This is a genomic window from Flavobacterium xanthum, assembly GCF_900142695.1.
GTDB classification, from domain to species: domain Bacteria; phylum Bacteroidota; class Bacteroidia; order Flavobacteriales; family Flavobacteriaceae; genus Flavobacterium; species Flavobacterium xanthum.
Genome location: NZ_FRBU01000009.1, coordinates 87,478 through 102,211, shown reverse-complemented (window position 1 = coordinate 102,211; position 14,734 = coordinate 87,478). Strand labels below are relative to the sequence as shown.

Here is a 14,734-nt window from a genome sequence, read left to right as displayed (position 1 = left end):
TTTTGTTCAACGATTAGGATTCTAACTTAAAACCCGAAACTTGAAACAAAATTTAAATAATTGCAAGAATATCGTCTTCACGCATGATCAAATAATCTTTTCCTTCTAGTTTCAATTCAGTTCCAGCATATTTTCCGTAAAGTACAGAATCTCCAATTTTCACTGTCATCGTATGTTCTTTTGTACCATTTCCAACTGCCACAACAGTTCCTTTTTGTGGTTTTTCTTTGGCTGTATCTGGAATAAAAATCCCTGACGCAGTTTTTGTCTCAGCTGCGACTGGTTCGATAAGAACTCTGTCTGAAAGTGGTTTGATGTTTAAAGCCATGATTTTATGTTTTTAGTATTATTTAATATATTAAAAGAATAAGATTTCAGAAATTATGCCAGCCTATGATAACTGACACATTTTCTTATAAAAAATGCCAGCTTTGACAAGCTGGCATTTTTAAAATAGGAAATGTATTTTTATTTTGCTGGATTTGTTGCAGCTGGTGTGTTTTGAATTGGGGCTACTGGTGCAGTTGTAGTTGTATTGTCAATGATTTTAGAATCAGTATCACTCAAAGTTCCAGTAAAGCTTAAGCTAGAAAGAAGAATAAGTGCTATAAGTATAGTTGCTAATGTCCAAGTGCTTTTGTCTAAAAAGTCAGTTGTTTTTTGTACGCCACCTAACATCTGAGAACCACCTATTGTAGAGGATAATCCACCACCTTTAGGGTTTTGAACCATGATAACTACGATTAATAGAAAACAAACGATAGTTATTAAAACTAAAAAAATTGAAAATGTGCTCATTGTTTAATTATTATTATGTTGTAAAATCTTAATATCCGATATGCGGTCCGCAAAGAAACTACTTTTTTCTGGATATTTCAAAATTAATATTTCATATGCTTGAATCGCTTTTTGATATTTTTTTTGTTCCAAGTAGACACGGGCTAAAGTCTCTGTCATCAAATAAGAATTATCAGCCGCATTTAGATCAAAAGTAACGGTAGAAGGCACGCCGTGCTTTACAGGTGAAATTTTCGGACTTGTTTCGATAAACTTATCTATTAATTCTATTTTTTTTCTTTTATCAGCATCTATAATAGGAGCTAGTTGATTTTTAGGGTCCTCAATTTCTCTATTGATAGGTTCCGTGCGGGACAGTTGTAGCCATTCTTGAAAGGAATGTTGTTCCTTTTTCGAAAAGTCTAATGGTTTTCCAATAGCGAGTTTTTCTTCAACTGATTTTGAATAAACTTCAGTTTCTACTGGTGCAGCTTCTTTTATTGAAGTCAGAATAGAGTGTTCTAACGAGTTTATTTTAATTTCTGATTTTCCTTCCGGAATAAGAATTTCGCTATCTACCACTTGGATTTCTAGAATTTCTAGTGCTTTTCTATCGTATAAACTTTTATGTATAGAAGTAAAGGTATCCGAAGTGATGAAGTCAAATAATATGGATCTGTCCGTGGTATGCGCTGCTGTTCTTTTTAAAGCAGTATTGTATCTGTAACTGTTTTGATTGTACAATCCTTTTAATTGAATCGCCCTAGCACTTTGAAAATAAGGAAATTCATTTAATACTATTTCTAAAGCTTCCGTTTGCTTTTCATGGATTGCATCGGGTTTGTTAATCAAATAGGTATAATCGGTTACATTCATTGTTTTGTATTTAATTGCCGTCTTATTTAACTGCTTAATTGAGTGAACAAAAAAACAGTTAAACAAACGAACTTCAATTTACCATTTAGCTAATGATTCATTAAAAATATCTTGTGTTATTCGTTCAAAAATTTCTTTTAAAGCAGCATTTAATGTGGCTCCCGTTAATTGCTGTTCTGCTGGATAATCAAAGAAAAAGGTAAATGGTTTTTCAAAATCATCAGTTTCTTTTTTCTTATTGGTGAAACGTACGTTTATCCGAATCGTTAATCTATTTTGAGCGGCCCTTTGATCTGCCGTTGCCGTCATTGGACTAACTCTATAATCTATGATTTCTCCCTCATAAGTTAAATCAGCACCGTTTTTGACTAAATTTAAATTCGTTTGATTCTGGATTAAATCTTGTAATTCTAATGTGAATGTTCGATCAATTCCAGGCTCAATTAACTCCGCATTATTTTGAAAAAATCCAACTTGAAAAGTTTCTGCGTCAATTTTTCCAGTTCCGGTAAAGTTATAAACCGAGCAACTATTGATGCTCAAAATAATTATTGAAAGGAGAATTAGTTTTATATGTTTCATTTTCTAATTTAAAAATTTCTTGGTCAGTTCTAAAGGTTGGGTCAAATATATTCATTTTCAATCAAACCACTTCCCACTTCGTGTCTTTATGAAAAAGCTACAAATCAAATTGCTTTATTTTACGATACAACGTCCTTTCTGAAATACCTAGTTCATCGGCGGCAGCTTTTCGTTTTCCTTTATTTTTTTCTAATGATTTTTTTATCATTTCAATTTCTTTTTGCTCTAAACGCAAGGTTTCTTCTTCCTCAATTGTTTCTGCAAAAAGATAATTATCATCATTCTCTTGGTATGCGTCTTCAGTATTTTGGGAAGCGATTAAGGCAGATCTTGGCTCTTCTTCAAAATCGATTTCACTATCATTTTCTTTGGAGCCGTATATTTTTTTAATCAAATTCTGATTGGTCTCTTGTACTTTTGAACTTCCGTTTTGAATCAGTTCCAGCGTTAGTTTTTTTAAATCATTCAAGTCACTTTTCATGTCAAAAAGAACTTTGTATAAGATTTCCCTTTCGGTGCTAAAATCACTTTCACTCTTTTTGTCTTTAATGACAGAAGGTAAATTACTTCCTTGTACTGGCAAATAGGATTGCAGGGTTACTGAGGAGATGTCTCTATTGGTTTCTAAAACCGAAATCTGTTCTGCAACATTTCGTAATTGTCTAATGTTTCCGCTCCAACGAAATTTCTGCAATAATTGAACTGCATTTTCGTCTAGTTTCAAAGGAGGCATTTTATATTTATGTGCAAAATCAGCAACAAATTTTCGAAACAATAAATGAATGTCATCTTTACGATCGCGTAATGGTGGTAAAGTAATGTCTACCGTACTTAAACGATAATACAAATCCTCACGAAACTTTCCTTTTTCAATGGCATCGAATAAATTAACATTGGTAGCAGCCACAATTCGGACATCTGTTTTTTGAACCTGTGAAGAACCCACTTTTATAAATTCTCCATTTTCGAGAACACGTAACAAACGCACTTGCGTAGTAAGGGGTAGTTCGCCTACTTCATCTAGAAATATAGTTCCGCCGTCAGCTACTTCAAAATAGCCTTCGCGCGTATTTGTTGCACCAGTAAAAGCGCCTTTTTCATGTCCAAAAAGCTCACTGTCAATCGTTCCTTCAGGAATGGCGCCGCAGTTTACGGCAATATATTTCCCGTGTTTTCTATGGGAAAGCGAGTGAATAATTCTAGGGATATTTTCTTTCCCTACACCGCTTTCTCCCGCTACTAATACCGTAATGTCAGTAGGAGCAACCTGAATTGCTTTTTCTATTGCACGATTAAGTTTTGGGTCATTCCCAATAATCTCAAATCGTTGTTTTATAGCTTGAACTGTATCCATGTTTTATTTCTCAACCACAAATTACACAAATTTTCGCAAATTTATAATTTTATGTATTTATTAATCTTTTGTGAACTAACGATTTATTTTGAAAGTTTGCTATTATTCCAATGGGAGTGTCGGCTAATTTCATATAATTTAATGTTTGTGCAAGATGATCATTATTGATTTCTTTTATTGATTTTACTTCTAAAATAATATCACTATAAATGACAAAGTCGGCATAAAATTTATGAGGCAAAATAATTCCTTTGTATTCCACATTGTACTCTTTTTCTCTTTCATATGGAATATTATGGTTTCTGAATTCTATTTCTAAGGCATCTTTATAAACAATTTCAAGTAAACCAGGTCCGAGTATTCTGTGTACTTCCATACAAAGGCCAACTATTTCATAGTTTTCATTTTTTTTATAATAATACTCATTAGACTCGGTCATGTTCGATGTTTTAGTTGAATTAATTTGTAAAAATTTGCGTAATTTGTGGTTAAAAAATCAATTCATTTCACTCAAACCAACTGCTTCTCCTTTCAAAGTTCCGCTGGTACAGGAAGTAATTCTCACATTCACAAAATTACCAATCTTGTAATTCTCCTTTGGAAAAACCACTGTGATACTTTGGGAATTTCTTCCTGAAAACTCTTCCGTTGATTTTTTGGAAACTTTCTCTACTAATACTTCTACGGTTTGACCAATGAATTCTTCACTGCGGAACCAAGCGTGTTTTTGTTGTAAATCGACAATTTCTTGTAATCTTCTGGCTTTCGTTTCTTCGGGTACATCGTCTTCCATTTTTCGTCCTGCTAAAGTTCCCGGACGTTCCGAATACGAATACATATAACCAAAATTATACTTCACATAGTCCATCAAACTCAAGGTGTCTTGATGATCTTCCTCTGTTTCTGTTGGAAAACCTGAAATCATATCTTGCGAAATCGACCCGTTTGGGATAATTCTTCTTATTTTATCGATCAAAGTCATGTATTCTTCACGCGTATGCAAACGATTCATCTCCTTCAGAATTCTGTTACTACCTGATTGTACTGGTAAATGAATGTGTTTGCAAATATTGGGATGTTTGGCAATCACATGCAAAACACTTTCGTGCATGTCCTGCGGATTAGAGGTTGAAAATCGAATTCTCATTTTAGGAAAACCAACGGCTACCATTTCGAGTAATTGGTCAAAATCTACTGCTGTGGCTTTTTGCATTTCTGATGCTGTTGCAAAATCTTTTTTCAAACCGCCCCCATACCAGAGGAAACTATCTACGTTTTGTCCCAAAAGCGTAATTTCTTTAAAGCCTTTGTTCCACAAATCTTGAATTTCGGACATGATACTTTGCGGTTCACGGCTGCGTTCACGTCCGCGAGTAAAAGGCACCACGCAAAAAGTACACATATTATCACAACCACGCGTGATAGAAACCAAAGCCGTAATTCCGTTGCTCATCAATCGAACTGGCGAAATATCCCCGTAGGTTTCGTCTTTTGATAAAATTACGTTTATTGCATCACGTCCTTCCTCGACTTCAGCGAGTAAATTTGGTAAATCTTTATACGCATCTGGCCCCACAACGAGATCCACTATTTTTTCTTCTTCCAGGAATTTGTCTTTCAATCGTTCAGCCATACAGCCCAAAACGCCGACTTTCATTTTTGGATTAATGCGTTTCACCGCATTGTATTTTTCTAAACGTTTTCGAATAGTTTGCTCTGCCTTGTCCCGAATAGAACACGTATTGACCAGAACTAAATCGGCTTCTTCTAGAATTTGTGTCGTATTGTATCCATTCCCTGATAAAATAGAAGCTACAATTTCACTATCCGAAAAATTCATCGCACAGCCGTAACTTTCTATAAAAAGTTTTTTAGTATTCTCGGGTTTATTCTCTAAAATTAAGCTTTCGCCTTGTTTGCTTTCTTCAATAATCTTCTCCATGGGGTAATTTAAAGTGCAAAGATAAGTGAATTCCAATAAATATGACAAGATGTCAGACTAAGAATTAACATTGTTTTAAAGTTTTAGTTACCCAACTCAGTGCAGTCGAAGTAAGGAGCTATTTCCCGCTTTCCGTTACAATCTTTTTGTTTTTTAAGAAAAAAATAAAAAGGATTTCCACTACAATCGGGGCTAAGCAGTTGTGTATTTCAGCTATTTTTTATGGGTATTAAATATTTTAATGTCTCATTTGGATATAGCTTTTTCTATTGATTTGAAAAAGATTGAGGAAAATTATAAACAAGAACTTGAGTACACCGTTGGACGTAGCATTATTTTTAAACATTATCTTCAAAATTATAGAAGCTTACATAAAAGTTGATTGTAAGCGTTAGTTGTCGCATTATTCAACCTTTTTTTTATCCTTAAATAGGATGGATTGAAAGTTACCTAAAGCCTTGGAGCCTCATTGTTAAAATGAGTGCTCAGTTATAAATTTTCACTATCTTATCGGTCGCAATTGTAACTCGATTAAACAATATAATTGTGAAAATGGAATTCAATTGCAATCATCTAGAGGCTGTATTTCAACGAGGAATTTGACTTTTAAAATTTAAAAAACTTAAAATTTAAAAAAATCATATACTTTTGCCGACATAAACAATCGGGATATGGCAAAGAATTTAGTTATAGTGGAGTCACCTGCAAAGGCGAAAACAATCGAAAAATTTTTAGGAAGTGATTTTCAGGTAGAGTCAAGTTATGGACATATTGCCGATTTACCATCCAAAGAAATTGGAGTAGATGTCGAAAATGGTTTCAAACCTAAATACGAAGTTTCTGCTGATAAAAAAGCGTTGGTTACTAAATTAAAAGGACTAGCTAAAAAAGCTGAAATGGTTTGGTTAGCAAGTGATGAGGATCGCGAGGGTGAGGCTATTTCTTGGCATTTAGCCGAAGAATTAAAATTAGATAAAACTAAAACAAAGCGTATTGTTTTTCATGAAATTACCAAAACCGCAATCCTAAAAGCGATTGATAATCCACGAGAAATCGATTATAATTTAGTCAATGCGCAACAAGCCCGTCGGGTTTTAGACCGATTAGTGGGTTATGAATTATCGCCTGTATTGTGGAGAAAAATAAAAGGAGGGCTTTCTGCTGGTCGTGTACAATCGGTTTCAGTACGTTTGATTGTAGAGCGAGAAAGAGAAATTCAAAACTTCAAGGCTATCGCGAGTTATTCTGTTATTGCCGAGTTTACTAACGAAGGTGGAAAGTCATTCAAAGCAAAATTGCCTAAAAATTTCAATACTAAAAAAGAAGCTGAAGATTTTTTAAATAAAAATATAGGTTCCACATATAAGGTAGCCGACTTAGAAACTAAGCCTACCAAAAAAACACCAACAGGCCCTTTTACCACTTCGACTTTACAACAAGAAGCAGCCAGAAAATTGTATTTACCTGTTGGAATTACCATGCAATTAGCACAACGTTTGTACGAAGCGGGACTCATTACATATATGAGAACGGATAGTGTGAATTTATCTAAAGATGCGATGGAAGCTGCTCAAGCAGAAATCATCAAATCCTACGGAAAAGAATTTTCTAAGCCTCGAACTTTTGTCAATAAAAGTAAAGGAGCTCAAGAAGCGCACGAGGCCATTCGTCCAACGGATATGTCCCGTCATACCGTTGATATTGATAGAGATCAAGCGCGATTGTATGATTTGATATGGAAAAGAACCTTGGCTTCGCAAATGAGTGATGCACAATTAGAGCGTACTAACGTGAAAATTGAAGCAAATAATCACGGGGAAATTTTTACGGCCTCAGGAGAAGTTTTGCTTTTTGAAGGATTTTTAAAAGTATACTTAGAAGGTCATGATGACGATGAAGAAGAGCAAGAAGGTATGTTACCAGCGATGAAAGTCAATGAAAAATTGCAGAATAATTACATCACAGCTACGGAGCGATATTCTCGAGCTGCAGCAAGATATACTGAAGCTTCTTTGGTAAAAAAACTAGAGGAATTAGGAATTGGCCGTCCGTCTACCTATGCTCCAACGATTTCTACCATTATAAACAGGAATTATGTGGAGAAAGGAAATCTTGATGGACAAGAAAGAAATTATACACAACTGACATTGCAGTCTGGAAAAGTAGGTGAAAAGTTGCTTAAAGAAAATACGGGTTCAGACAAAGGAAAATTAGTTCCAACAGATATCGGAACCATCGTAACGGATTTCTTGGTTAAAAATTTTGGAAACATCTTGGACTATAATTTCACTGCTAAAGTGGAACAGGATTTTGATGAAATTGCCGATGGAAATATCGTTTGGACAACAATGATGAAGGAATTCTATGATAAGTTTCATCCAAATGTAAAAGACGTAGAGGCTAATGCAGAGCGAGAAAGTGGAGAGAGAATTTTAGGAACAGATCCAAAAACAGGAAAGCCGGTTTCGGTACGTTTAGGAAAATTTGGACCAATGGCTCAAATTGGAGCTCCAGATGATGAAGAGAAAAAATTTGCCAGCTTAATGAGCGATCAAAATATTGGGAACATTACTTTGGAGGAAACGCTGAATTTATTTTTGTTGCCAAAAAATCTTGGAAACTATCAAGAAGAAGAAGTAGAGGTAAGCAATGGCCGTTATGGTCCTTACATTCGTCATGGTGCAGCCTTTGTTTCCTTGCCTAAGGGAGAAAATCCCTTAGACGTAGATTTTGATAGAGCCAAACAATTAATTGATGAAAAAGCACTTGCTGATGCTCCAATTGCGGTTTACAAAGGCGAAGGAGTTCAAAAAGGAGTAGGTCGTTTTGGTCCTTTTATCAAATGGGACGGTGTGTTTATCAATGTGAGTAAAAAATATGATTTTGATAATTTGTCGCAGCAGGATATTGAAGCTTTGATTGAAGACAAATTGCAGAAAAATATTGATAAGGTTTTACATAATTGGGAGGAAGAAGGAATTTTGGTGGAAAAAGCTCGCTGGGGACGCTCCGTCATTACCAAAGGCAAAATCAAAATTGAATTGAGTAAAGAGGTAGATGCAACAAAGTTGACCCTAGCCGAAGTTCAGGAAATGATAGCTAAGAAAACTCCAGCTAAAAAAGTGGCGGCAAAAAAGGCTCCAGTTAAGAAAGCAGTTGCTAAGAAAGCAGTCGTAAAGAAAGCAGTTGCAAAAAAGAAATAACACACTCTTAATTCATAACAACCTTGACTGCTGAAATTTTGCAATGTCCCGAAATTTGAGCAGGAGAGAGGAAAAAAATAATACAATGGAATTTGATTTTCTAAAACCGATAGCGAATGAAGTCTTAGAATATCTAGACGGATTAACTTCTCAGCAATTAGGGAGTAAAATAGTTTTGCATACCACGGAACAATTCCCAGATTTAAACAAAATTAAAATTGCAATAATTGGTGTTTTGGAAAATCGAGGTTCGAATAACGCTATTTCCGATAGTGATTTGACGCCGGTGCGAAAGGAATTATACGGACTTTTTCCAGGAAATTGGAATGCGTCCATTGCTGATCTAGGGGACATTCTGCCTGGCAATTCCGTTGAAGACACTTATTTTGCTCTAAAAAAAGTAGTTGCGAGCTTAATCAAAAAGAAAATTACTCCCATAGTAATTGGAGGTTCACAGGATTTAACGTACGCCATTTATAGAGGATATGATGATCTTGAACAGATGGTTAACCTAGTTTCCATCGATTCTAAATTTGATTTTGGGAAAGAAAATGAAGATGTTTCAGCTTCTTCTTATTTGACTAAAATAATCATTGATGAGCCTAACAATCTTTTTAACTATTGCAATATAGGGTATCAAACGTATTTTAATTCACAGGAGGAAATTGATTTAATAGAGAAATTGTTTTTTGACGCCTACAGGTTAGGGGAAGTGTCAAATAATATCTCTATTTCGGAGCCTGTGTTTAGAGATGCAGATGTTGTAAGCATAGATTTACATTCCATTAAATCAGCTGATTCTGGTAATTTCATTTCGTTTCAACCTAATGGTTTTAACGGAAAAGAAATTTGTTCATTGGCCCGTTATGCAGGAATAAGCGACAAGGTTTCTTCGTTTGGGATTTTCAACCATAATAATTCGGCACAAGAATCAGTCCTTATTGCACAGATTATTTGGTATTTTATAGAAGGATTTCATTATCGTTCTAATGAGTATCCATTTGGAAGCAAAGAAAATTATATAAAGTACAATGTACCGCTAGAAGAAGAAGAACTTGTTTTTTATAAAAGTGATAAAACAGATCGCTGGTGGATAGAAATTCCATTTATTTCAAATGTTAATAATAAATTAAAAAGAAACACGTTATTACCCTGTTCTTATGATGAATATTTGTTGGCTTGCAATCAGGAATTACCTGAAAGATGGTGGAAAGCCCAAAGAAAAAACATCGTTTAGAATCTTTTTTTACTTATTTATGATTTTTTTATAAAAAACAGTTTGTTTAGTGTAAAAAAATTGTTTTTCTAAAAAATAATAAATAGGTTTACACACTTAAAAATAATGAATAGATAACCAAATTTATATGAAGAAGTTCATAGCTTTTACGACAATTTTGACCCTTTTAATTGGCTGTGGTAAATCAAGCGACAAAGGAGAATTAGTTGGTATTAATGGAGGAAAATGGCATCCTGAGAAGCCGTATGGAATGGCGTTAATTCCAGGCGGTGCTTTTATCATGGGTAAATCAGATGCTGATTTAGCTAATGTTGAAGATGCTCCTACAAAAACGGTTACCGTTCGTTCCTTCTACATGGATGAAACGGAAATTACCAATAGTGAATACCGTCAATTTGTAGAATGGGTAAAAGATTCTACAATGAGAGTTCGTTTGGCTATTCTAGCTGATGAAAGCGGTCAAACAGCTGGAACAGGTAAAGGAAAAAATGCTGGAAGTATTGGTGATTTTGCCTTTAACGACTCAGATCCTGAGAAAATGACAGCGTATGATAAGTACATGTATGACAATTATTATAGTGTAGGAACTGCTGATGATCCTTACGCTGGTAGAAAACTAAATAAAAAAGTAAAATTAATTAAAGATACTAAATTGTATCCTGATGCGTATTACGCTGAAGTGATGGACTCTATGTATTTGCCTATAGAGGAGTCATACAATGGTCTAAGAACTATCGATGTTAATAAATTAAAATTCCGCTACTCTTGGATGGATATTCAGGCTGCTGCCAAAGCAAAAGTAGGACGAAGAAAAGATTTTATCAAAACAGAAGAAGTTAATGTTTATCCTGATACAACTGTTTGGATTAAGGATTTTGCCTACTCTTACAATGAGCCAATGCACAATGATTATTTTTGGCACAAAGCCTATGGTGATTATCCTGTTGTTGGAGTGAAATGGACACAAGCAAAAGCATTTTGTGCTTGGAGAACATTAAATAAAAATAGTTATGTTAAATCAAAAAAGAAAGGTCAAGATTTGATCAATTCTTTCCGATTGCCTACAGAAGCAGAATGGGAATATTCCGCAAGAGGGGGTCTTGAGTCTGCGACTTATCCTTGGGGTGGTCCTTACACAAAAAATGATAGAGGTTGTTTTTTAGCTAATTTTAAACCAAATAGAGGTGATTATGCTGCTGATGAAGCGTTGTATACTGTTGAAGCTAAATCATACGAGCCAAATGGATATAATCTTTATAACATGGCAGGTAACGTATCGGAGTGGACGGATTCTTCTTATGATCCAAATGCTTATGAATATGTTTCCTCAATGAATCCAAATGTACTTGATGCTTCCAATAAGCGTAAGGTACTTCGTGGTGGTTCTTGGAAAGATGTTGCTTATTTCCTACAAGTAAGTACTAGAGATTATGAATATGCTGATTCAGCCAGAAGTTACATTGGTTTTAGAACCGTTCAAGATTACATGGGAATTCAAACCACCGGCAACGGGAAAAAGAAAAAATAAACAAAAAAACCAAATCTATTAAATTTTAAATTACATTTTTATGGCATTATTAGGCAAAAAGGCGATGAATTTCGCATACGGTATGGGAGCAGCGGTTGTAATCATTGGCGCATTGTTCAAAATTACCCATATTGAATTTGGTCCAATTACGGGTAATCTTATGCTTACGATTGGTCTTGTTGTAGAGGCAGCTATTTTTGCGCTTTCTGCTTTTGAGCCAGTTGATGACGAATATAAATGGGAAATGGTTTACCCACAGCTTAAAGATAAAAATGCTATTGCTATTGCTAAACCAGTAGTAGCTGAACACGATGCACAAGGAATGTTATCTCAAAAATTAGACGCCATGTTAAAAGACGCTAAAATTGATGGGGAATTAATGGCTAGTTTAGGAAGTAGTATTAAAAATTTCGAATCAGCGGCTAAGGGAATTGCTCCTACTGTGGATTCTATTAATTCTACTAAAAAATACAGTGAAGAATTAACTTTGGCTGCAGCCCAAATGGAATCTTTAAATAGTTTATATAAAATACAGTTGCAAAGTGCTTCTAGAAATGCCCAAATAAATGAAGAAGTTGCTGAAAATAACTTAAAATTAAAAGATCAAATGCAATCATTGACTTCTAATCTTTCGTCTTTAAACAACGTATATGGAGGAATGCTTTCTGCAATGAGTAACAAAGGATAATTAGTTTCGAACTATACAAAAACAATAAACTAATTATTTAGAAAATATGGCAGGAGGAAAACTAACCCCTAGACAGAAGATGATTAACCTAATGTACTTGGTTTTTATCGCAATGTTAGCATTAAATATGTCCAAAGAAGTATTATCTGCATTTGGATTAATGAACGAAAAATTTGAAGGCTCTAACTCTTCCGCTGTGCAGTCAAATGCTCAAATGTTAGCAGGATTAGATGCAAAAGCGGCTGAAGCAGGTGGAGAATTTAAAATAGCGGCAGTCACAGCTCACAAAGTAGAGGTTATAACAAAGAACTTTTACGATTATATTGAATCAATAAAATCACAGGTTTTAGTAGGCACAGAAGTAGATCCTGAAACGGGGAAGTTACCTTACGAGGAAATGGACAAAGGAGATAATATTGATAATTTATGGTTTAGCCCCGCGGGTTATTCTGCTAAAGGGAAAGAAGTTATTGCCACAATTGAAAAGTATAAAGCGGATATGAAATTGGCTTTAGGGGATAATAAAAAATTAGCACCAATTTTATCTGAAGTTCAAACTAAGTTTAGTTTGGCAGATGTGAAAAATAAAGATGGAATAGCGATACCTTATTTAGATTATCATTTTAAAGGTTTTCCAGCTGTAGCATCATTGGCAAAATTATCTGCATGGCAGAATGATGTTAAAAAAGCAGAATCAGATGTTTATAGTACTGCATTGGGTAAAGCGGCTGTTGCTGCTGCCTCTTATAGTAATTATCAAGCTATCGTGGTATTAGATAAAAATGCTTACTTTCAAGGAGAGAAAGTTACAGGAAAAGTAGTATTGGGTCGTTATGACGAGAATACTAAACCTACCAATGTTACTGGTGCAAGATTGGATCCAGCTACAGGTCAGGCTAAAATAGCTTTAACCGCAGGAGGAGTAGGTGAGCAAAATATTTCGGGAAAATTTACTTTTGTTGAAGATGGTAAAACAATTCCTTTACCATTCGCTGGAAAATATGTTGTTGTACCAAGACCTAATTCTGCTACAATTTCAGCAGACAAAATGAACGTAGTCTATAGAGGTGTATCTAATCCAATGACGATTTCATTTGCTGGTATTCCGGATAATGCTGTTAATGCTTCTGCTCCAGGTTTATCAAAGGTGGGTAATGGCAAGTACGTTATGAATCCTGGTGGAGGTAATGAAGTTGTAGTAAGCGTTTCTGGTAAAATGTCTGACGGAAAAGTTGCGAATGATAAAAAAGTATTTAGAATCAAAGGAATTCCAGGTCCAACAGGAACAATTAGAGGAGAAACAGGTGTGGTTAAAGGACCTAAATCTAATCTTGAAATTGCTACTATTGGAGCAAAATTAGAGGATTTTGATTTTGAAGTTGGTTTAAATGTTGTTGGATTTAATTTAAAAGTAACTGGTCAACCTACAGTTGTTGTTCAAGGAAATAGATTGAATGCGCAATGTAAAGCGGTTCTTTCAAAAGCAGGAAGAGGAGATCAAGTAACAATCTCTGAAATTAAAACTAAACTTGTCGGAGCAGGTAGTTATTTATTGCCAAGAACTGCTCCAGTAATTTTTGAAATACAATAATAAGTAGGTTTTGGTAACCTATTTCAATATCTTATAAGGATAACATGATGAATGTAAGAAATTTTTTAATCGCCATTATCTCTATTTCCGGAAGTTTTGCGTCAGTAGCGCAATCCAATCTGCTTAATGCAAAAATTCCAGAAGAAATAGGGCTGAAAACTGCTGCTCAACTTGATTCAGATAACGATAAGCCTTTAGCTTACGGTTATGTGCATGATAGAGATGTTCTGATGGGAAAGACTACTTGGGAAATTATAGACTTGAGCGAAAAAATTAATTTTGCCTTGTACTTTCCAATTGATACTGCAAACATAGGATCAGATAGAAGGTCTTTGTATGATTTGTTGACCAAAGCAATGAAAAATGGTGAAATCACGGAAGTGTATACCGACAGCTATTTTAACACTAAGAAATCGTTGCAAGACATTCAGGGGTCGCTAACACGAATTGATACGACGGATGCGGGTAGAGAACAAATTAACGCTGGAAATCAAATTTCTGATGAGTATATTTTGAGAACAGATTTATCAGCACAAGATGTAACACAATATAAAATTAAAGGATATTGGTATTTTGACAAGCGTCAAAGTGAATTGAAATATCGTTTGTTAGGATTGTGTCCTGTTACTCCAGATGTTTACACGGTCAACAGTGATGAAAAAGATTATATTGAACTATTTTGGATCTTTTTTCCTGCTGCTAGAGAGGTTTTGCATGAAGCAAAAGCTTTCAATGATAAAAATTCAGCAATGCCCGTTTCATTTGACCAAATATTAAATTCAAGACGTTTTAACGCGGTTATTTATAAAGAAGAAAATGTGTATGGAGATAGATCTATTGAAGAATACATGAAAGATAATGCACAAAATCAGCTGTTAGAATCCGAGAGAGTGAAGGATAAAATTCGCAATTTTGAATCAGACATGTGGAACTATTAGTTTTTCTTAAAAAATTAT

The 14,734-nt window shown here is 34.7% G+C and carries 13 protein-coding genes; 6 read left to right on the top strand and 7 right to left on the bottom strand.

The genetic code is table 11. The features are described from left to right. Positions 1–52 precede the first annotated feature (52 nt). From BUC11_RS05755 to miaB, 7 genes are all read right to left on the bottom strand, one after another. Entirely contained in the window at positions 53–328 is a 276-nt protein-coding gene (locus BUC11_RS05755) for a co-chaperone GroES (protein WP_007137725.1), read from the bottom strand. Positions 329–468: 140 nt separating this feature from the next. Next, positions 469–798, bottom strand: coding sequence for a preprotein translocase subunit SecG (secG, locus tag BUC11_RS05750; protein WP_073352718.1), 330 nt, complete (start codon positions 796–798; stop codon positions 469–471). Between the two features lie 3 nt (positions 799–801). After that, complete coding sequence (locus BUC11_RS05745; RefSeq protein WP_073352717.1) at positions 802–1,653, bottom strand: tetratricopeptide repeat protein; 852 nt, start codon at positions 1,651–1,653, stop codon at positions 802–804. A 78-nt stretch (positions 1,654–1,731) separates the two neighbouring features. Beyond that, complete coding sequence (locus BUC11_RS05740) at positions 1,732–2,235, bottom strand: LptE family protein (RefSeq protein WP_073352716.1); 504 nt, start codon at positions 2,233–2,235, stop codon at positions 1,732–1,734. 97 nt (positions 2,236–2,332) lie between these two features. After that, positions 2,333–3,589, bottom strand: coding sequence for a sigma-54 interaction domain-containing protein (locus BUC11_RS05735; protein WP_073352715.1), 1,257 nt, complete (start codon positions 3,587–3,589; stop codon positions 2,333–2,335). Positions 3,590–3,638: 49 nt separating this feature from the next. Further along, positions 3,639–4,028 carry a GxxExxY protein gene (locus tag BUC11_RS05730; RefSeq protein WP_073352714.1) on the bottom strand — a complete coding sequence of 130 codons (390 nt, stop codon included), beginning with the start codon at positions 4,026–4,028 and terminating at the stop codon, positions 3,639–3,641. A 57-nt stretch (positions 4,029–4,085) separates the two neighbouring features. Then, entirely contained in the window at positions 4,086–5,531 is a 1,446-nt protein-coding gene (gene miaB / locus BUC11_RS05725) for a tRNA (N6-isopentenyl adenosine(37)-C2)-methylthiotransferase MiaB (protein WP_073352713.1), read from the bottom strand. Positions 5,532–6,202: 671 nt separating this feature from the next. Between miaB and topA the strand changes: the two genes are divergently transcribed. From topA to porN, 6 genes are all read left to right on the top strand, one after another. After that, positions 6,203–8,734 (top strand): type I DNA topoisomerase, encoded by a 2,532-nt coding sequence (gene topA / locus BUC11_RS05720; RefSeq protein WP_073352712.1) that lies wholly within the window; start codon positions 6,203–6,205, stop codon positions 8,732–8,734. An 85-nt stretch (positions 8,735–8,819) separates the two neighbouring features. Continuing rightward, the gene (locus BUC11_RS05715; protein WP_073352736.1) at positions 8,820–9,971 is read left to right on the top strand and encodes a formimidoylglutamase; all 1,152 of its coding nucleotides are present in this window, start codon (positions 8,820–8,822) and stop codon (positions 9,969–9,971) included. Positions 9,972–10,098: 127 nt separating this feature from the next. Continuing rightward, the gene (gene porK, locus BUC11_RS05710) at positions 10,099–11,499 is read left to right on the top strand and encodes a T9SS ring complex lipoprotein PorK/GldK (RefSeq protein WP_073352711.1); all 1,401 of its coding nucleotides are present in this window, start codon (positions 10,099–10,101) and stop codon (positions 11,497–11,499) included. A gap of 40 nt (positions 11,500–11,539) precedes the next feature. Further along, entirely contained in the window at positions 11,540–12,187 is a 648-nt protein-coding gene (porL, locus tag BUC11_RS05705; protein WP_073352710.1) for a type IX secretion system motor protein PorL/GldL, read from the top strand. A 46-nt stretch (positions 12,188–12,233) separates the two neighbouring features. Then, a complete protein-coding gene (gene porM, locus BUC11_RS05700; protein WP_073352709.1) occupies positions 12,234–13,778 on the top strand; it encodes a type IX secretion system motor protein PorM/GldM in 1,545 nt (514 codons plus the stop codon). Positions 13,779–13,825: 47 nt separating this feature from the next. Continuing rightward, the gene (porN, locus tag BUC11_RS05695; protein ID WP_073352735.1) at positions 13,826–14,716 is read left to right on the top strand and encodes a type IX secretion system ring subunit PorN/GldN; all 891 of its coding nucleotides are present in this window, start codon (positions 13,826–13,828) and stop codon (positions 14,714–14,716) included. Positions 14,717–14,734 lie beyond the last annotated feature (18 nt).

Excerpts from the sequence above, each read along its gene's own strand:
- BUC11_RS05755 (WP_007137725.1), bottom strand. The coding sequence starts at position 328 with ATGGCTTTAAACATCAAACCACTTTCAGACAGAGTTCTTATCGAACCA.
- secG (WP_073352718.1), bottom strand. The coding sequence starts at position 798 with ATGAGCACATTTTCAATTTTTTTAGTTTTAATAACTATCGTTTGTTTT.
- BUC11_RS05745 (WP_073352717.1), bottom strand. The coding sequence starts at position 1,653 with ATGAATGTAACCGATTATACCTATTTGATTAACAAACCCGATGCAATC.
- BUC11_RS05740 (WP_073352716.1), bottom strand. The coding sequence starts at position 2,235 with ATGAAACATATAAAACTAATTCTCCTTTCAATAATTATTTTGAGCATC.
- BUC11_RS05735 (WP_073352715.1), bottom strand. The coding sequence starts at position 3,589 with ATGGATACAGTTCAAGCTATAAAACAACGATTTGAGATTATTGGGAAT.
- BUC11_RS05730 (WP_073352714.1), bottom strand. The coding sequence starts at position 4,028 with ATGACCGAGTCTAATGAGTATTATTATAAAAAAAATGAAAACTATGAA.
- miaB (WP_073352713.1), bottom strand. The coding sequence starts at position 5,531 with ATGGAGAAGATTATTGAAGAAAGCAAACAAGGCGAAAGCTTAATTTTA.
- topA (WP_073352712.1), top strand. The coding sequence starts at position 6,203 with ATGGCAAAGAATTTAGTTATAGTGGAGTCACCTGCAAAGGCGAAAACA.
- BUC11_RS05715 (WP_073352736.1), top strand. The coding sequence starts at position 8,820 with ATGGAATTTGATTTTCTAAAACCGATAGCGAATGAAGTCTTAGAATAT.
- porK (WP_073352711.1), top strand. The coding sequence starts at position 10,099 with ATGAAGAAGTTCATAGCTTTTACGACAATTTTGACCCTTTTAATTGGC.
- porL (WP_073352710.1), top strand. The coding sequence starts at position 11,540 with ATGGCATTATTAGGCAAAAAGGCGATGAATTTCGCATACGGTATGGGA.
- porM (WP_073352709.1), top strand. The coding sequence starts at position 12,234 with ATGGCAGGAGGAAAACTAACCCCTAGACAGAAGATGATTAACCTAATG.
- porN (WP_073352735.1), top strand. The coding sequence starts at position 13,826 with ATGAATGTAAGAAATTTTTTAATCGCCATTATCTCTATTTCCGGAAGT.